This window comes from Hyphobacterium sp. CCMP332 (assembly GCF_014323565.1).
GTDB lineage: Bacteria > Pseudomonadota > Alphaproteobacteria > Caulobacterales > Maricaulaceae > Hyphobacterium.
In genome coordinates, this window is record NZ_CP058669.1 from 706,467 (window position 1) to 722,681 (window position 16,215).

Here is a 16,215-nt window from a genome sequence, read left to right on the forward strand (position 1 = left end):
ACGGAGGGGGCAAGAACACACCCGCCATTCGCCCCCCTCGTCGCTACGCGACACTCCCCCCGCAAGCGGGGGGAGAAAGAGACGCATGCCTCCCCATTTTCATGAGGACACCCCGGAATGACGGGTAAAAGACAAAGCGGGTGCAACAACAGACTCGCCTTTCGCGGTGACTCGCGCTAACCGCCTGCCATGACAGACATCACCGCCCATCATGAAAAAGTCCTGATCGTCGATTTCGGCTCCCAGGTTACCCAGCTCATCGCCCGGCGCGTGCGCGAAAGCGGCGTGTTCTGCGAGGTCCACCCCTATAACCGGGCCGATGCCGCCTTTATCGATGAATTCGATCCCAAGGCCATCATCCTGTCGGGTTCGCCGCACTCCACGCATTGGGAAAATTCCCCGCGCGCCGATGAGAGCGTCTTCACCCGCGGCCTGCCGGTTCTGGGCATCTGCTATGGCGAGCAGACCATGATGGCCCAGCTGGGCGGGGCGGTGGAAGGCAGCGAGGACAAGGAGTTCGGCCGCGCCGACATCCAGATCGTCGCCGACAGCCCGCTGTTTGAGGGCTTTGGCGGCATCGGCCATGAAGAGCGCGTCTGGATGAGCCATGGCGACCGCGTCGCCAGCCTCGCGCCCGGTTTCTCGGTGATTGCGACCTCTCACCATGCGCCCTTTGCGGCGATTGCCGATGAAGGCCGCCGGTTTTATGGCGTGCAATTCCACCCGGAAGTCGTGCACACGCCGCGCGGCGCGCTGCTCCTGCGCAACTTCACCCACAATATTGCGGGCCTGAAGGGCGACTGGACAATGGCCGCCTTCCGTGAGGAGGCGATGGCCAAGATCCGCGAGCAGGTCGGCTCCGGCCGGGTGATCTGCGGCCTTTCCGGCGGGGTGGACAGCGCCGTGGCGGCCAAGCTGATCCATGATGCCATCGGCGACCAGCTGGTCTGCGTCTTCGTCGATACCGGGCTGATGCGTCTGAACGAGGCGGAAGAAGTCGTCCGCCTGTTCCGGGACTCCTTCAACATTCCGCTCGTCCATGCCGATGAGGGCGATCTCTTCCTGGGTGAGCTGGACGGCGTCTCTGATCCGGAAGCCAAGCGCAAGACCATTGGCCGGCTCTTCATCGACGTGTTTGAAAAGCACGCCAAAGCCGCGGGCGGGGCCGATTTCCTCGCCCAGGGCACGCTCTATCCGGACGTCATCGAGAGCGTCTCATTCGATGGCGGGCCGTCTGTGACGATCAAGTCCCACCACAATGTCGGCGGCCTGCCCGAGCGCATGAATATGCAGCTGGTCGAGCCCTTGCGCGAACTCTTCAAGGACGAGGTCAGGGCGCTCGGCCGCGAGCTGGGCCTGCCCGACGGCTTTGTCCAGCGCCACCCCTTCCCGGGGCCGGGCCTCGGCATCCGCATTCCCGGCGCGGTGACGAAGGAAAAGGCCGATATTCTGCGCAAGGCCGACGCCATCTATATCGACGAGATCCGCAAGGCGGGCCTCTACAACACGATCTGGCAGGCCTTTGCCGTCCTCCTGCCGGTGCAGACCGTCGGCGTGATGGGCGATGCCCGCACCTATGACAATGTGCTGGCCCTGCGCGCCGTCACCTCCGTGGACGGCATGACAGCAGACTATTTCCCCTTCGACCACGACTTCCTCGGCCGCACGGCCACGCGCATCATCAATGAAGTGCGCGGCGTCAACCGCGTCGTCTATGACGTGACGTCCAAACCGCCCGGGACGATTGAGTGGGAGTAGGGGTGTGAGCTCTGACCGCCTCGACACCCTGGAAATGCTCGTCGCTGAACAACAGCGCACGATCGAGGATTTGTCCGACGGCCTGTTACGTCAGCAAAAAGAGCTCGACCGGCTGACGGCGCGCCTGCGCGCCTCTGACGACCGCATCGCCGAGCTCGAATCCGGCTTGCCCTCGCCGGGCAATGAGAAACCGCCGCACTGGTGAGGCCCGCTTTCAACCTTACAGATCACCGCCTTCCTCCGACTTGATCGGAGGATCTCGATCCGACTGAGACCCTCCGGTCGAGCCGGAGGGAGACGGGAAGCGAGCCTCGAAGGAGGTATCCGGTGATCTGAAAACCCGGCACAATTGATCTCTCCTTGTTGTGGCCACACTTCAGGGCTAGACACTGCCCCACGATCTTGTTTGCCGAATGATTCCGGTGTGCCTGGCACGCCATTGACTGAATTCCTTCCAAAATCGTCTTTCAGGACCCACCGGCAATCGGCCGGCCCGGGCCTGATTTCTACGTGATTGATTGAAAGGAAATCGTCATGGCTACTGGTACCGTTAAATTCTTCAATACTTCAAAAGGCTTCGGCTTCATCCAGCCAGAAGATGGCTCAACTGATGTCTTCGTGCACGCGTCCGCTGTTGAGCGCGCTGGCATGCATTCGCTCGAAGAAGGCCAAAAGGTCAGCTTCGACGTGGTTGCTGACAAAAAGTCTGGAAAGAACGCCGCGGATAATCTCCGCGAGGCTTAATCCGAGACCGGACCTGCGCGAACACCAGCGCGGCTCCCACAGTGAAAAAAGGTCGGACAATTGTCCGGCCTTTTTTTGTGCGTGGCGGTCTTGATCTGTGACCGCGCCGGGCAATGAACAATCGCCGTATCGATAAGCCCGGTCACAAAAGATGGCGCCATCTGCCACACCTGCTAGTCTGGCGTCCATGAGGGGGAAACACCGATGATCCTGCGTCGTCTGAGCCAGGGTGAACTCACCAAAGACTCACAGGCTTTGTTTTCCGAAGAGTCGTGCGCGCTTGAATGACCGATAAACGCACCGTCCTTCTCGACAAGCTGGTCGACTACGTCCTGACCAAAGGGCTGGGCGCAGCCAGCCTGCGGCCCATGGCCAAGGCGGCGGGCACGAGCGATCGTATGTTGCTTTATTATTTCAAGGACAAGGATGCGCTGATCGCCGAAGTGCTCCAGCACGGGGCCGCGCGCCTGATGGAGGTGTTCAGCGCGCCGGGTGAGCTGGAAAAACTGCCGCGCGAAGCGCTGGCGCAAAAACTCTATGGTCTGATGACCAGCCCGGATGTCTGGCCCTATGCGCGTCTCTGGCTGGAGATCGCGGCCGGAGCCGCTGGCGGCGATGACACGCTGCGCGAGATTGGCGGTGCTATTGGGCGGGGTTTTATGGAATGGGGCGGCGCCCAGCTTGATTGCGCCGAGGCAGGCCGGACCGCCGAAGCGGCCCGCCTGCTGGTCACGGTCGAAGGCATGATTTTGCTGAAAAGCCTAGGGTTGGAAGACGTCAACGCCGCCCTGCGCTAGTCGGCCTTGTTCATGAAGAAGGCGATGACGAGCCCGACGCCACCACCCCACAGGATGGTGCCTCCCGCACCGGCGTGTAGCGCGACTGTCGGACCATAAAGCTGCGGATACCAGGCCAGCGCAGCCCCGTCGCACAGAATGGCCGCTGCTGTACCGACAGAGACGCCCAGCGCGACTTGTTGGCGGCTCAGTCCGGCAATCTTCTGAAACAGGATCATGAAGGGAATCGTGCCGGGAATGATCGCGATATAGAGCAGCACCCGCGCCAGTCCGTCATAAATACCCATCGGTCCCATGAAGCGCAGCATTATGGCGGCAACGAACCAGAGGATGACACCCATCAGGGCAGATAACCAGAGTTGACGGCCAGTCAGGCCAAGGCGGGAGGCGAGATTCATTGATGAGCTCCTGTAGCGATTGCTACAGACTCTCTATCAGAATGTAGCGTTCGCTACAATAATGAATTCACGACTGCGACCGTCATCGCTGTAAATGCGCGCATCATCTCGACAAGTCGATGGTTCTCGGCGTTTATTCCTCTCCAATCAGGAGAAAACATCATGACTTATGTGGATGGTTATGTGATCGCCGTGCCGATGGCGAATAAAGAAGCCTATCGGAAAGTCGCCGAGGCCATGGTGCCTATGTTCAAGGATCACGGCGCACTCAGTGTCACCGAATGCTGGGGCGATGATGTGCCGGCGGGAGAGGTGACGTCCTTTCCAATGGCGGTGAAAGCCACAGCGGATGAAACGGTGGTGTTTTCGTGGATCACCTGGCCGGACAAGGCGACGCGCGATGTCGGCATGAAAGCGGCGATGGAAGATCCGCGCATGGCAGGTATGGACCCGGCGAACATGCCCTTTGATGGCAATCGCATGATCATGGGCGGGTTTGAAGTGATTGTGGACGCCTAGTCCGCCAACGCGCTTCGCACCCGTGGCATGATGCGACGACTGACCGGAATTTCCGCGCCTGAGGAGAGCGTCAGCGTGCCGACGCCTGATGCATCACGCACCAGTTGATCAATAAAGGCGGTGTTGACGATGTGGGAGCGATGGACCCGCAAGAAGGTGTCCGGCAGCTTGTTTTCGATCTCGTTGAGGCTGCTGGTGAACAGCGCGGATTTTCCGCCTTTGAAGTTTAGCTCGACATAATCTCCCGCCGCCTGGATGTGGGCGATGCGCGCGGTGTCGATGCGCTCCACCTTGCCCGCGCTGGTCAGTTGAAGCTGCGTCGGGTCTGATTTCTGTTGCGCCTGTTGCAGCGCCATTTCCAGCCGTTCGGCGCGTGCCGTTTGCGATTTTGCGCTGCGTCGCGCCCGGATCAGGGCGATTGCCTGTTCGAAGAACAGCACCAGCATCAACGCCGCCGCGAAATAGTAGATATAGACGTCGAGTATCCAGAACGGGTTGATCCGGAAAGCGATGCCCGTTGCCAGTAGCAGCGCCAGATAGATCATCGCGGAGCGATCACGTTTCACACCGCGCATGATCAGGCCCGGTATCGTCGCGGCAGCGGGAATGACCAACGCCATAATAGTCTTGGGATCATAGCCGGGCGTGCTGAAAATCACGCCGAGTGTAAGGACCGCCACGAGCGCGGAAATGCCCCAGCGAATTTGCCACCGCCAACCGGAAAACCGTTTCAGCACATGCGCCAGAAAAAGCAGGCCGGAGCCAGCTGCAAAGCTGGTCACGCCTATCATGCGCCAGCCATGCAAGGGATAGGCATAGCCAAAAAGGCCGCGACTGGTCTCCGTGACCAGTTGAGCGGTGATGACAAGCGCAAATAGTGTGAGAATGATCCCGGCTTCCCGGTCTTCACCCCGCACCGCGGAAACACCGAAGATGACAATGCCCAGCGTCAGAATGCCCAGATTGATCAGGGCCGGCCAATAGGCCCGGATGATCCGTTCCGTTGGGCTCGCAAAGTCGCCAAGCGCCAGAATATGTATCGGGTTTTCAAACGCGATGGGGCCGTGATGGGCCGACATCAGCAGGGCTAGCTCATTGACCCCGGCATGAAGCGCGGAGGGCGGGACAAAGATCACCGAATCCATTGCGCCGGGAATTTCGCTCGCCCTGTTCTGTCCCGGTTGTCCGTTTTGTCCCAGAAACTGGCCATCCATATGAACCGCCGTCGACATGGCGCCGGAGACGAAAAAGCCGAGTGGCCGATCCTGCGTAATTTGCTCCTGCGTCAGGGTGAGTGTTCCTGCCACCCAGATCATCCGGCCTTGGGGGTCAACATCGGCCAGGGCTGTATCCGTGCAATCAGGTGCGGTGAAGTCCGGCACCTCGCGGTCATCGCTGGCCGGGCAGACCCGTGCCGTTTCCATATCCATCCAGATCAGGGATTGGGCTTCGGCCTTTGACCCGGTCACGAGAAGGCAAAGGATGGCGAGGGGGAGGAGGATTGGAACAAATCTCATGACCCATCCTAACCCCGTTCAACGGCAAGGTCCTTCCGTTTACCGAAAAGTCACTGCCGTTCGACGTTTTGACCCCGAACCGCGCCGGAAAATCGGGCAGGCATTTCTCCGTCCACAAATGGTCGATTGGAGATTGAAATGAAAACTCTGCTGATGGCCGGTCTGGCTCTTATCGCCGCTCCCGCGCTTGCCTTGGCTCAAAGCGGCCCGCGCCCCGGCGAGGTCGAAATCGAATTCACACCGGGCAATGGCGATCCTGTCACGGCGTATCAGGGCCACTTCGAGGTGCCGGAGTATCGCGCAGATCCGAATACGCGGATGATCGAACTTGGCTATGTACGCTTTCCTGCGACAACGAATAATCCCGGTTCGCCCATCATCTATCTTTCGGGCGGGCCCGGCGGCACCGGGACAGGAACAGCCCGCGGCCCGCGTTTCCCGCTTTTCATGGATATGCGGCAACACGCCGATGTCTACGCATTCGACCAGCGGGGAACGGGCCTGTCCGATAATGACATCCCGGTTTGCGTCTCCTCCGTCGCAGACACGGTGGCGCAGGCCGTAACCGATGCAGAATGGGCTGTTTCCCGTCAACGGGCGGCGGTGGAGTGCGCAGCATTCTGGGCGGATCAGGGCATTGACCTGCGCGGCTATACGACGATGGAGAGCGTCCACGATCTGAGTGATCTGCGTCGGCACCTCGGTGCGGACCGGATTTCCCTGTGGGGGATTTCCTATGGCAGTCATCTCGCACTGGCGGCTTTGAACACGATCGACGCCGAACTGGACCGGGTGATCATCGCCAGCGCCGAAGGCTTGGATCAGACCGTCAAACTGCCTTCGCGCACTGCCGCCTATTTCCAGCGCTTGCAGGATGCAATCAATGCCCAGCCTGCCGTTGCGGCTGCCTATCCGGATGTGGTCGGCCTGATGCACCGCGTCCATGACCGGCTGGATGAAGCGCCTGTCTTACTCGACATCCCGCAGGCCGATGGCTCGACCAAAGCTTTCATGCTGCAACGCCGCGATGTGCAGGCTCTGGCCGGTGGTGCCCTCGCAGACCCGACCAATGTCGGTCTTGTTCTGGCGCTCTATTCGGAACTCGATCGTGGCGGATACGTCATCATGACCGCGCTGATTCAGCGCTTCATGGAAATTCGCGAAACCATTGATTTCAGGGCAATGCCGCTGGCGATGGATCGCGCTTCTGGCATCACGGAGGAACGCCTGGCTTTGTTCAACGCTCAGCTGCCGCAATCGCCCATCGGGGCATTCCTCAACGCGCCGATGCCACAGCTTTTGCCTGTTCTGACCGAGCTGGATCTGGGCAATAATTTTCGCACGCAATTGTCAGGAGAGACACCGGTTCTGTTGCTCACCGGAACGCTGGATGGTCGCACCTATATCGAGGGACAGGCCGAGGCGGTGCAAGGGTTGTCAAATGTTACACAGATTATGATTCACAATGCCGGACACAATCTGTTCATGCTGTCTCCAGATATTCAGAGTGTCATGCACGCCTTCATGCAGGATGAAGCGGTGGCTGATTCAGATATCTGGCTAGATGCGCCGGACTTTCTTGCCAATCCATTCGCTCAATAGCCGGCGTGGCAGGTGACTTAGTGGCGGCAAGCTCGGAGCATTGCGCTTCAACCTGATTCAGAACTTCAACTTGAATCGATACTTGAAGGGCGGACGTTTAGGCGGCCGCCCTTTTCATGTCCGGCTCTGGGCGCGAAGCTGAAAAGCGATTCTTCGTCAGGGACCTGGGAGCAGACCCGGACTCATTTTCTCATCCTGATGCGGGAAGACGGTCACCCCGAGATGCGGTTTCTTCACACCGCCTGCCTCCAATCCGGTTTCCGGTGGCCACTTGTCCTGTGAACGGCGATATTGCCGGGTCGATTGGAGGGAATCATGGATACGTTCGGCGATCTTTTTGAAAGTTACTGGTGGCTGCTTTTCCCGCTCGCCTTCTTTGTGGCCGGCGGATGGAACAGTCTGATGGGCTATCAGCGCACCAAGGCAAAGGTCGAGGTGCTCAAGGCCTATGCCCAGTCCGGCAAGGAACCGCCCGCAGAACTGATCCGTGCGCTGGAGTCGGACAACGACAAGTCTGACGGCAATTGGTCAGACGACGGCAAGGACGAAGGCAGCGGCAGCGGCGTCTTCCTGGTCGTCCTGTTTTCCGGTCTCAGCGCGGTGTTCGCCTTTGTCGGCTATTCCGGCTGGCTGGGGGATGAAACCGCGATGTATTTCGTGTCGATGATCCTCGGCGTGCTCGCCCTGGCCTTCCTCGCCTCCTCGCTCTTTGGCAAACGCCGCAAGCGCTGATCATGTCAGCGGCGAGCGACGCCGATCTGGTGAACGCTGCACGGCTTGGGTCCGATGCGGCGTTCGGACAGCTCGCCCGGCGCCACAGCGCAGCCCTGCGGAGTTTTCTCCGCGGGGTTTGCCGCGATCACGCGCTGGCAGACGATATCGCACAGGACGCCCTGATCCGCGGCTGGCAGAGGCTGGATCAGTTGCGCGATCCGGCCGCGTTCAGAAGTTGGCTGATCGGCACGGGATGGCGGCTGGCCTCGGAAGAGCGCCGCGCCACCGGCCGGCGCGCCCGGCGCGAACAGGAATGGTCGGACACACAGGACCAGATGCGGCCCGAGGGCATCAGCCTCGGCGAGAATATGGCGCTGGAGGCGGCGATGCAGGACCTCACGCCGGACCAGCGCGCCTGCATCTCCCTCTGCCTGGCAGGGGGGTGGTCGCATGGCGAAGCGGCCGAGGCACTGGACATGCCGGTCGGAACGATCAAATCTCATATCAAGCGCGGCCGGGCCAGACTGCTCGCCGTGCTGGGAGGTGACTCATGAGCGCAGAGAACAAGCTGAACGCCTTTCTTCAGGCCGATGCCGCACCGGCGCGGGATCCGGCCTTCATGGCGGATCTGGAAGGGCGCATGGCCCGCATTCGCTTTGCCGCGCAGCTGCGCCGCAATGGCATCATTGCGATTGCCGCAACCGCCATTCTCTTCGGTCTGGTGAAAGCATCGGGCCTCAGCCTTGTGGGCGCCGCGGCACAATTTGCGGCGGATATGGCGGGCACGCCGGGCCTCGCGCTCGCCGCACTCATTGTCGCAGTCGCTGTGTGGCTGCCGCGGATATTGCCGCGAAGCGCGCGCGCCTGACGGCTTGCGGGCCGGATAGACGTCGCGGCAGTATTGGCATATATTGCCAACACCCTGGCAGGAGACCGAAATGGCCACGCGCAATGTCGTCTTGACCGAATCCCAGACACGGCTGGTCGATCAGCTGGTTGCATCGGGACGGTATCAGAATGCCAGCGAAGCGCTGCGCGCTGGATTGCGGCTGCTTGAACGTGAAGAGGCTGAAATCGGTGCCCTTCAGGTCCGGCTTCAGTCCGGCCTCGACCAGGTGCGCAGCGGTGATTTCGCGGCGGGCACCGGAGAGGACGCCATTCGCCGCGCCTTTTCGAGAGCCGGGAAGCCGGCCTGATGATCCGCCGCTGGCGGCTGACACGCCAGGCGGAAGACTCCCTCGCCGAAATCGCCGACTGGACCTTTGCCACATTTGGCACCCGTCAGGCGGAGGCCTATGCCGCCGATCTGATCGGGACCTGCCGGGAGATCGCCGCGGGCCATGTTATCACCCGTTCCTGCGGACAATTGGCGGGCAGTACCGTGCCGGAGGATTTGCGCTATGTGCGTTGCGGGCAACACTATGTTGTTTTTGTTGAAGCAGCGGACCAGATCAGCATCGTCGATTTCCTGCATGTCAGGGTCGATCTGCCTGGAAAACTCGCTGCGCTCTCGAGGGCTGAGCCCGGCAGATGAAGCCGACGGGTAGTAACAGTCTTGCCACGGATATGGCCGTTCAATTTTCTGCACAAACCTCGCCAAGCCCGGCAGACTCGGACTAGTCTCACCGGGTCGAGGGGGACATGGCATGATTTTTCTGATTATCGGTCTGGTTCTGTTTCTGGGCATCCATTCCGTCCGGCTGGTGCCGGGCGGACGCAACGCCATGATATCCGGCTTCGGGCCGGGCGGGTTCAAGGTCCTCTATTCGCTGATTTCGATTGTCGGCCTCGGCCTGATCATCTTCGGCAAGATACAGGCACATCCGTCCGATATGCTATGGGAGGCGCCGGAATGGGGCCGCCTGGCGGCGCTGATTGCCGTGCCGGTATCCCTGATCCTGATTGTGGCGGCCAATACGCCCAGCCATATCCGGCGCTTTGTCCAGCACCCCATGCTGATCGGTGTTCTGCTCTGGTCCGGCTCGCATCTGGCCGCGAACAGCGAACGCGCAGCGGTTTACATGTTCGGTGCCTTTTTCGCCTGGTCACTGGTCACCCTGATCGCTGCCTTCATCCGCGGGGACCACGCGCCCGTGCCGCCCAAGGGCTGGGGAGGGGATGTCGTGGCGATCGTGATTGGCGCGCTCGTGGCCGTTCTGCTGGCGCGGTTTCACCTTTACCTCTTTGGCGTCGGCATTATCGGATAGCGCGCTGCATCCAAAACCGATCGACGATGCATCTTGATTTCGAGAAGCGCAGTTGAGCGCTTTCGAGACACGAAAGGAAATCCCCATGGGACCCGATGTACTTGCCCCTCTTACCGTTTTTGGATCCGTCGTTCTGATCGTATGGATCGTCTATCATCATGGCGCAAAAAACCGCCGCGAGGTGTTGGAAACCGTCCGCCAGGCCGCCCAGAGCGGTACCCAGCTGACGCCGGACGTCATCAAGGCCCTCGGCATGCCGCAAAAGAAAAAAGGCGGCGACATCCGCGCCGGGATCATTCTTCTGGCCATCGCGGCCGCCTTCATCACGCTCGGTTACACGATCGGTGCTGTGGAAAATGATTTCGAGGCACTCGGCATCATGGCCGGCGTGGCGTCTTTCCCGGGTTTTGTCGGCATCGCCCTGATCGTCATGGGCGTAATGTTCCGCGACAAGCCGAACGACGCCGAATAACCGGAGGACGCTGACGTGTCTCGGGGCGCATCGGACGAGGAATTGATCGCATTGGTCGTCGCCGCCAGGGACGGCGCGGCCTTTGGCGAGCTCGTCCGCCGGCACCAGGGCGTTGTGCGAGGGATGATGACCCGCATGTGTGGCAATCACGCCCTCGCAGACGATCTGGCTCAGGAAGCCTTCATCAAGGCTTTTAACAAGATCAACAGCTATACGGGCAGTGGATCCTTTCGGGGATGGCTCTGCCGGATAGCCTACAACGAATTTCTGATGTCCGCGCGAAAGCGCAAGGCAACAGACAAGGCCATGGAACGCTTCAAGCAGGATGTCGATGATGTCGAGAAGCCGCGTGACATGGGATCGGTGGTCGATCTCGACCGCGGATTGAAAACACTGAAGGAAGACGAACGGGTGTGTGTTGTGCTGTGTTATGCGAGCGGAATGTCTCATGCCGAGGCATCGGAAGCGACGGGCATGCCTCTGGGAACCGTGAAGTCACACGTTAACCGGGGACGGGAAAAGCTGAAGGCCTGGTTCGAGGCCGAGGAGGCGATGGTATCATGACCATGAATGACCCATTTGAAGATCGTCTGCGTTCCGCGTTTGCGGCCGCCGAACCCGATCACAGCGATGCCGAAGACTTTGTCCGCAAGGTGCAAGGCCGGATCAAGCGCCCCGACCGCCGCCGCGCGCTGGTTCTGGGCGGGGCCGGTTCGACCGGGTCTGCTGTGGCCGGCACCCAGCTGGAAGGTTTTTTTTCCAACCCGGACCTGCTGCCCGTGGACGGGATTGCCGGACAGGTCTTCGCCTACACCTCCCCGGAAATGCTGGCGGCCGGTATCCTCGCGATCATGATCGCCGGATTTGCAATCGTCATTCCGAAGCAGATTTAACCAGCCGGACGCTATCGCCGGAGCGGCTCTTCGGTTATGACGCCGCCATGTCTGCTCAAAACAAGATCAAACGGATCGGAGTGCCGGATATTCGTGCCCGCAAGGGCGGCGAGCCTCTGGTCTGCCTGACCGCCTATGATGCGCCGATGGCGCGCCTGCTGGACCCGCATTGCGATGTGCTTCTGGTCGGCGACAGCCTCGGCATGGTCGTCCACGGCCTCGATTCCACCATTGGCGTCACGCTCGACATGATGATCCTGCACGGTCAGGCCGTCATGCGTGCCGCAAAACAGGCGCTGGTCGTGATCGACCTGCCGTTTGGCACTTACGAAATGTCACCGGAACAAGCGTTCGAGAGTGCCTCGCGTGTGCTCGCGGAAACCGGGGCGCAGGCGGTGAAGATTGAAAGCGGCGTCTATGCCGCCGACACGATCCGCTTCCTGACGGAGCGCGGCATCCCGGTGATGGGCCATGTGGGCTTACGCCCGCAGGCGGCCCTGAATGAGGGCGGCTTCAAGGCCAAGGGCCGCGATGACATGGAACGCACCCGCGTCTTCAATGAAGCCCGCGAAGCCGATGCCGCAGGCGCCTTTGCCATTGTCATCGAGGGCGTGGCGGAAAATCTGGCGCGGGAAATCACCGGCGCGGTGAAGGCGCCGACCATCGGTATTGGCGCCTCGGCCGCCTGTGACGGGCAGATTCTGGTGACGCAGGATATGCTGGGTCTGTTCGACTGGACGCCCAAATTCGTCCGCCGCTATGCGCAATTGTCCGGTGTGGTGGAGGCGGCGGTTGAAGCCTTCGCTGCCGATGTGAAATCGCGCGCCTTTCCGGCAGATGCAGAAACCTATTCCTTCAAGCCGAAGAGCAGTTAACCGCGGTTGCCGCTGGGGCGCAGCGCGGCTAGTGTCCGGCTCCGATTGACCAGAGATAACAGGGCGTTTCCCTTGGCCGACATTTTCCACGAAGTTGAAGAAGAGCTCCGCAAGGACAAGTATAACGATCTCCTGCGCAAATGGGGGCCTTTGGCCCTTGGCGGCGCATTCGCGATTGTTGTGACCGCTGCGGCCTGGCAAGGCTGGGACTACTGGCAGACCCAACGGTCACATGCCATGTCGGATCGTTATTTTGCGGCGCTGGAACTGGTTGAGGACGAGCGCCTGACCGAAGCCGATCTCGCCTTGCAGCAGATTTCCGAAGACAGCGCGAGCGGATATGCGGCCCTGGCGCTTATGCAGCGCGGTGAACTCGCGCTTCAGGGCGGTGATGCCGCAACGGCCGGCTATTTCTTCGAGCAGGCGGCGGACCGGTTTTCGACAGTCGCCTTCTCCGATCTGGCGCACGTCAAGGCGGCGATGGCCCAGTTCGAGGAATTGTCGATCGACGATCTGCAGAACCGTCTTGGTGACATGATGCAGCCGGAGCGCCCGTATCGCCTTCTGGCGATGGAAGTGATCGCGGCGAAAGCCTTTGCCGAAGGCGACCTTGATCGCGCCCATACCGAATACAGTGCGATTGCCGGCGATATTGACGGCCTCGCTCTTCCGGTGTCGCAACGCGCGCAAGCCGCCGTTGATCTGATCGAGCGCCTTCAGCAACAGGCAGCTCTGGATAGCCCGGTGACGGACGACGCCATGACGATGCCGGCACTGCCGGACACACCGGATGTCGATCCGGCGACTTTTGATCTGGGAGATGTGCTGGACCGCGTCGATGAAGAGACCGGCACGCTGACGACCGACAGCCCGCAATTGCCGGACGCTACCAGCTTGCTGGACACGAATGACAATGACTCTGCCGAAGACGGACAGGACTAAGCTGATGACATTTTCGAACCCGGGCCGGTATTTCCTGCTGGCCTCTCTGGCCTTCCTTGCCGGTTGTTCCACCATTCAGGACACGGCCGCTCAGATCAATCCCTTCGTTCTTCTGGAGGAAGAGGATCCCGAACGGCCACCCGAAGACGAACGCGTCTCCATCCTGTCCTTCGAGCAATCCTTGCAGGCCGACCCCGACGCAGCCGCGACGCCCGTTGAGCTGCCCACCGCCTATCGCAACACCATCTGGGCGCAGCCGGATGGCTATCCGACCCACGCCATGCAGCACACCCAGGCGACCGGAAATCTGGACGTTCTTTTCCGCAACCGGTTTGGCGAGGGCTCGGATCGCTCCAGCCGGATCAATGCCCGGCCGGTTTTTGCCGATGGCCGCGTTTACGCCATGGACGGTCGCGGCCGTGTCTTTGCTCTGGATCCCGAATCCGGTTCACAAATCTGGGAGGCCCGCCTGCGGTCCGGCTTCCGCAATGACCGCACAACATTCGGCGGCGGCCTCGCTTTTGACGGCGGCCGGCTCTTTGCGCACAACGGCAATCGTTTCATTGCAGCGCTGGATGCCGCCACGGGCGCCGAAATCTGGCGTACGGAATCCCTGACGCCTTTCCATTCCGCTCCGACAGCGGTCAACGGCATGATCTTTGTGTCGACCGATGACAATGAGCTTTACGCGATCGAGCAGGACTCCGGTGATATCGTCTGGAATCATCAGGGCATCTCCGAACCGGCGCGCCTTCTGACGTCACCGAGCGCGGCCGTGCTGGGTGAAACCGTGGTGGTGCCCTATGCCTCCGGCGAGCTCGTGGCGCTGCGTATCCAGAACGGCAATCCGATCTGGACAGATGCGCTGACCCGCACGGGCGGCCTGACCCCGATTTCCGCGATCAATGACGTGGCGGGCAGCCCCGTGATCGTCGATGATTTCGTCTATGCCATGAGCCATTCCGGCATTCTTGCGGCGTTCAACCTGCGGACGGGTGAGCGTCTCTGGACCCAGCCGGCGGGTGGATTGCATGCCCCGTGGGTGGCCGGCAACTATCTTTTCCTCGTGACGTCTGACGGCGAAGTCGTCTGTGTCGAGCGCGTCACCGGCGCCATCCAGTGGATCACCCAGCTGCAGCAGTTTGAAAGCGAACGCCGCCGCCGCGACCGTATCGCATGGTCAGGCCCGATCATGGCGGGTGGGCGTCTGGTTCTGGCCGGATCGCATGGCCGCGCCGTCATTCTGTCGGCAATTGATGGCAGTATTCAGCGAGACGTCAATCTGGGTGGTCCGGTCTTTGTCGCCCCGATCATCGTCAATGAAACGATCTATGTCGTGACCGATGAGGCACGTCTGGTCGCGCTGCGATAACGATATGGCTGTCCCCACAATTGCGGTGGTGGGCCGCCCGAATGTCGGCAAGTCGACGCTTTTCAACCGGCTTGCAGGCAAACCACTGGCCATCGTCGATGACATGCCGGGCGTCACACGCGACCGGCGCGAAGCGCATGGCCGCCTCGGTGACATTCCCTTGCGGATCATCGACACGGCCGGCTTTGACGACGCCGACGCCACCAAGCTCGGCACCGATATGCGCGCCCAGACAGAGCTCGCTCTGGCCGATGCCGATGTCTGCCTCTTCGTCATTGATGCGCGTGAAGGCGTTACCGCGCTGGATGAGGCGTTCGCCGATGTAATCCGCCGCTCCGGCACGAAGGTTGTGCTGGTCGCCAACAAGGCGGAAGGCCGTGCCGGTCTGGTCGGGATATCGGAAAGTTATGCGCTGGGCTTTGGCGAGCCGGTCGGATTTTCGGCCTCGCACGGCGACGGCATTGGCGATCTTTATGCCGCCGTTGGTGAAGCGCTGGGCGATTTTGAAAATCTCAAGGATGATCGCAGCGAGGAACCGCCGCTGCGGATCGCGGTCATTGGCCGCCCGAATGCGGGTAAGTCCACGCTGATCAATTCGCTCATCGGACAGGATCGCCTCATCACCGGTCCGGAAGCCGGTGTGACGCGGGATGCCATTGCCGTCGACTGGTTCTGGGACGGGCGGCGCGTGCGCCTCCACGACACGGCCGGGCTCCGCAAGAAGGGCAAGGTCAGTGACCGGCTGGAGCGGATGAGCGTTGCCGACACGCTGCGGGCCATCAAGTTTGCCGAAATCGTGCTTTTGCTGACCGATTCCGAACACCCGTTCGAAAAGCAGGACCTGACGCTGGCCGATCTGGTCCTGCGCGAGGGGCGGGGCCTGGTCATGGTGCTGGCGAAATGGGATCTCGTCTCCAACCGCCATGCCGCCCTGAAGGAGCTTCAGTACGAATTTGAACGCCTGCTGCCACAGGCCAAGGGCGCGCCCTTGGTGCCGGTCTCGGCGCTGAAGATGAAGGGGCTGGACGACATCATGCCGGCGGTCACCCGCTTGCACAAGGACTGGTCCGCCAAGATCAAGACCCGCGATCTCAATGACTGGCTGCAGGAGATGACGGCCCGGCATCCGCCGCCCGCCGTCAACGGCCGCCGCATCAAGCCGCGCTATCTGACGCAAACGAAATCACGCCCGCCGACCTTCGTTTTGATGTGTTCGCGCGCGGCGGACCTGCCGGAAAGTTACAAGCGCTATCTGGTCAACGGTCTGCGCGAAGCCTTCGACATGCCGGGCGTACCGATCCGCCTGATCGTGAAAGCCGGCAAGAACCCCTATACCGATGGCGCCCGCGGCGGCAGCGGGAACTAGTTTTGGTTCATTTCAGCTCACTAAAATAAAAACAAGATC

21 protein-coding genes are annotated in these 16,215 nt (G+C 61.1%); 19 read left to right on the forward strand and 2 right to left on the reverse strand.

The window, feature by feature from the left end:
• Positions 1 to 189 precede the first annotated feature (189 nt).
• The 4 genes from guaA to HXX25_RS03635 all read left to right on the forward strand — a co-directional run bounded on the left by guaA (position 190) and on the right by HXX25_RS03635 (position 3,299).
• Complete coding sequence (gene guaA, locus HXX25_RS03620; RefSeq protein ID WP_187167152.1) at positions 190 to 1,758, forward strand: glutamine-hydrolyzing GMP synthase; 1,569 nt, start codon at positions 190 to 192, stop codon at positions 1,756 to 1,758.
• A 4-nt stretch (positions 1,759 to 1,762) separates the two neighbouring features.
• The gene (locus tag HXX25_RS03625) at positions 1,763 to 1,963 is read left to right on the forward strand and encodes a SlyX family protein (RefSeq protein WP_233346861.1); all 201 of its coding nucleotides are present in this window, start codon (positions 1,763 to 1,765) and stop codon (positions 1,961 to 1,963) included.
• Between the two features lie 329 nt (positions 1,964 to 2,292).
• Positions 2,293 to 2,502 carry a cold-shock protein gene (locus HXX25_RS03630; protein WP_187167153.1) on the forward strand — a complete coding sequence of 70 codons (210 nt, stop codon included), beginning with the start codon at positions 2,293 to 2,295 and terminating at the stop codon, positions 2,500 to 2,502.
• A 284-nt stretch (positions 2,503 to 2,786) separates the two neighbouring features.
• Positions 2,787 to 3,299, forward strand: coding sequence for a TetR/AcrR family transcriptional regulator (locus tag HXX25_RS03635; protein ID WP_187167154.1), 513 nt, complete (start codon positions 2,787 to 2,789; stop codon positions 3,297 to 3,299).
• Here the strand turns inward: HXX25_RS03635 and HXX25_RS03640 are convergent.
• Positions 3,296 to 3,697 carry a hypothetical protein gene (locus HXX25_RS03640; protein ID WP_187167155.1) on the reverse strand — a complete coding sequence of 134 codons (402 nt, stop codon included), beginning with the start codon at positions 3,695 to 3,697 and terminating at the stop codon, positions 3,296 to 3,298. The two genes, HXX25_RS03635 and HXX25_RS03640, sit on opposite strands and share 4 nt — an antisense overlap.
• 162 nt (positions 3,698 to 3,859) lie before the next feature.
• Between HXX25_RS03640 and HXX25_RS03645 the strand changes: the two genes are divergently transcribed.
• Positions 3,860 to 4,216, forward strand: coding sequence for a DUF1428 domain-containing protein (locus HXX25_RS03645; RefSeq protein WP_187167156.1), 357 nt, complete (start codon positions 3,860 to 3,862; stop codon positions 4,214 to 4,216).
• On the opposite strand, the gene HXX25_RS03650 is transcribed toward HXX25_RS03645, so the two are convergent.
• Complete coding sequence (locus HXX25_RS03650) at positions 4,213 to 5,733, reverse strand: LytTR family DNA-binding domain-containing protein (protein WP_187167157.1); 1,521 nt, start codon at positions 5,731 to 5,733, stop codon at positions 4,213 to 4,215. The genes HXX25_RS03645 and HXX25_RS03650 overlap by 4 nt on opposite strands.
• 138 nt (positions 5,734 to 5,871) lie before the next feature.
• On the opposite strand from HXX25_RS03650, the gene HXX25_RS03655 reads away from it, so the two are divergent.
• From HXX25_RS03655 to der, 14 genes are all read left to right on the forward strand, one after another.
• The gene (locus HXX25_RS03655) at positions 5,872 to 7,335 is read left to right on the forward strand and encodes an alpha/beta fold hydrolase (protein WP_187167158.1); all 1,464 of its coding nucleotides are present in this window, start codon (positions 5,872 to 5,874) and stop codon (positions 7,333 to 7,335) included.
• A 315-nt stretch (positions 7,336 to 7,650) separates the two neighbouring features.
• Positions 7,651 to 8,067 (forward strand): hypothetical protein, encoded by a 417-nt coding sequence (locus HXX25_RS03660; RefSeq protein WP_187167159.1) that lies wholly within the window; start codon positions 7,651 to 7,653, stop codon positions 8,065 to 8,067.
• 2 nt (positions 8,068 to 8,069) lie between these two features.
• Entirely contained in the window at positions 8,070 to 8,603 is a 534-nt protein-coding gene (locus tag HXX25_RS03665) for an RNA polymerase sigma factor (protein WP_187167160.1), read from the forward strand.
• A complete protein-coding gene (locus HXX25_RS03670; protein WP_187167161.1) occupies positions 8,600 to 8,917 on the forward strand; it encodes a hypothetical protein in 318 nt (105 codons plus the stop codon). Before HXX25_RS03665 ends, HXX25_RS03670 begins: the two co-directional genes overlap by 4 nt.
• 70 nt (positions 8,918 to 8,987) lie before the next feature.
• Complete coding sequence (locus tag HXX25_RS03675; protein WP_187167162.1) at positions 8,988 to 9,245, forward strand: type II toxin-antitoxin system ParD family antitoxin; 258 nt, start codon at positions 8,988 to 8,990, stop codon at positions 9,243 to 9,245.
• Positions 9,245 to 9,583, forward strand: a complete 339-nt coding sequence (locus HXX25_RS03680) for a type II toxin-antitoxin system RelE/ParE family toxin (RefSeq protein WP_187167163.1) — start codon at positions 9,245 to 9,247, stop codon at positions 9,581 to 9,583. The genes HXX25_RS03675 and HXX25_RS03680 overlap by 1 nt, the downstream gene beginning before the upstream one ends.
• Positions 9,584 to 9,695: 112 nt before the next feature.
• Positions 9,696 to 10,256: an NnrU family protein gene (locus HXX25_RS03685; protein ID WP_187167164.1), complete on the forward strand. Its 561-nt coding sequence runs from the start codon at positions 9,696 to 9,698 to the stop codon at positions 10,254 to 10,256.
• A gap of 85 nt (positions 10,257 to 10,341) precedes the next feature.
• Entirely contained in the window at positions 10,342 to 10,728 is a 387-nt protein-coding gene (locus tag HXX25_RS03690) for a DUF6249 domain-containing protein (RefSeq protein ID WP_187167165.1), read from the forward strand.
• A gap of 15 nt (positions 10,729 to 10,743) precedes the next feature.
• Positions 10,744 to 11,292: an RNA polymerase sigma factor gene (locus HXX25_RS03695; RefSeq protein WP_187167166.1), complete on the forward strand. Its 549-nt coding sequence runs from the start codon at positions 10,744 to 10,746 to the stop codon at positions 11,290 to 11,292.
• On the forward strand, positions 11,289 to 11,621 hold the full coding sequence (locus tag HXX25_RS03700) for a hypothetical protein (protein WP_187167167.1): 333 nt from the start codon (positions 11,289 to 11,291) through the stop codon (positions 11,619 to 11,621). Before HXX25_RS03695 ends, HXX25_RS03700 begins: the two co-directional genes overlap by 4 nt.
• Positions 11,622 to 11,668: 47 nt before the next feature.
• Positions 11,669 to 12,496, forward strand: a complete 828-nt coding sequence (panB, locus tag HXX25_RS03705) for a 3-methyl-2-oxobutanoate hydroxymethyltransferase (protein WP_187167168.1) — start codon at positions 11,669 to 11,671, stop codon at positions 12,494 to 12,496.
• A gap of 72 nt (positions 12,497 to 12,568) precedes the next feature.
• A complete protein-coding gene (locus tag HXX25_RS03710) occupies positions 12,569 to 13,438 on the forward strand; it encodes a tetratricopeptide repeat protein (protein WP_187167169.1) in 870 nt (289 codons plus the stop codon).
• A 4-nt stretch (positions 13,439 to 13,442) separates the two neighbouring features.
• Complete coding sequence (locus HXX25_RS03715) at positions 13,443 to 14,810, forward strand: PQQ-like beta-propeller repeat protein (protein ID WP_187167170.1); 1,368 nt, start codon at positions 13,443 to 13,445, stop codon at positions 14,808 to 14,810.
• Positions 14,811 to 14,814: 4 nt separating this feature from the next.
• Positions 14,815 to 16,176, forward strand: a complete 1,362-nt coding sequence (der, locus tag HXX25_RS03720; protein WP_187167171.1) for a ribosome biogenesis GTPase Der — start codon at positions 14,815 to 14,817, stop codon at positions 16,174 to 16,176.
• Positions 16,177 to 16,215: the final 39 nt, after the last annotated feature.

What these genes read in the sequence shown, in the direction of transcription:
- guaA (WP_187167152.1), top strand. Translation starts at nt 190, where the DNA reads ATGACAGACATCACCGCCCATCATGAAAAAGTCCTGATCGTCGATTTC.
- HXX25_RS03630 (WP_187167153.1), top strand. Translation starts at nt 2,293, where the DNA reads ATGGCTACTGGTACCGTTAAATTCTTCAATACTTCAAAAGGCTTCGGC.
- HXX25_RS03635 (WP_187167154.1), top strand. Translation starts at nt 2,787, where the DNA reads ATGACCGATAAACGCACCGTCCTTCTCGACAAGCTGGTCGACTACGTC.
- HXX25_RS03640 (WP_187167155.1), bottom strand. Translation starts at nt 3,697, where the DNA reads ATGAATCTCGCCTCCCGCCTTGGCCTGACTGGCCGTCAACTCTGGTTA.
- HXX25_RS03645 (WP_187167156.1), top strand. Translation starts at nt 3,860, where the DNA reads ATGACTTATGTGGATGGTTATGTGATCGCCGTGCCGATGGCGAATAAA.
- HXX25_RS03650 (WP_187167157.1), bottom strand. Translation starts at nt 5,733, where the DNA reads ATGAGATTTGTTCCAATCCTCCTCCCCCTCGCCATCCTTTGCCTTCTC.
- HXX25_RS03655 (WP_187167158.1), top strand. Translation starts at nt 5,872, where the DNA reads ATGAAAACTCTGCTGATGGCCGGTCTGGCTCTTATCGCCGCTCCCGCG.
- HXX25_RS03660 (WP_187167159.1), top strand. Translation starts at nt 7,651, where the DNA reads ATGGATACGTTCGGCGATCTTTTTGAAAGTTACTGGTGGCTGCTTTTC.
- HXX25_RS03665 (WP_187167160.1), top strand. Translation starts at nt 8,070, where the DNA reads ATGTCAGCGGCGAGCGACGCCGATCTGGTGAACGCTGCACGGCTTGGG.
- HXX25_RS03670 (WP_187167161.1), top strand. Translation starts at nt 8,600, where the DNA reads ATGAGCGCAGAGAACAAGCTGAACGCCTTTCTTCAGGCCGATGCCGCA.
- HXX25_RS03675 (WP_187167162.1), top strand. Translation starts at nt 8,988, where the DNA reads ATGGCCACGCGCAATGTCGTCTTGACCGAATCCCAGACACGGCTGGTC.
- HXX25_RS03680 (WP_187167163.1), top strand. Translation starts at nt 9,245, where the DNA reads ATGATCCGCCGCTGGCGGCTGACACGCCAGGCGGAAGACTCCCTCGCC.
- HXX25_RS03685 (WP_187167164.1), top strand. Translation starts at nt 9,696, where the DNA reads ATGATTTTTCTGATTATCGGTCTGGTTCTGTTTCTGGGCATCCATTCC.
- HXX25_RS03690 (WP_187167165.1), top strand. Translation starts at nt 10,342, where the DNA reads ATGGGACCCGATGTACTTGCCCCTCTTACCGTTTTTGGATCCGTCGTT.
- HXX25_RS03700 (WP_187167167.1), top strand. Translation starts at nt 11,289, where the DNA reads ATGACCATGAATGACCCATTTGAAGATCGTCTGCGTTCCGCGTTTGCG.
- panB (WP_187167168.1), top strand. Translation starts at nt 11,669, where the DNA reads ATGTCTGCTCAAAACAAGATCAAACGGATCGGAGTGCCGGATATTCGT.
- HXX25_RS03715 (WP_187167170.1), top strand. Translation starts at nt 13,443, where the DNA reads ATGACATTTTCGAACCCGGGCCGGTATTTCCTGCTGGCCTCTCTGGCC.
- der (WP_187167171.1), top strand. Translation starts at nt 14,815, where the DNA reads ATGGCTGTCCCCACAATTGCGGTGGTGGGCCGCCCGAATGTCGGCAAG.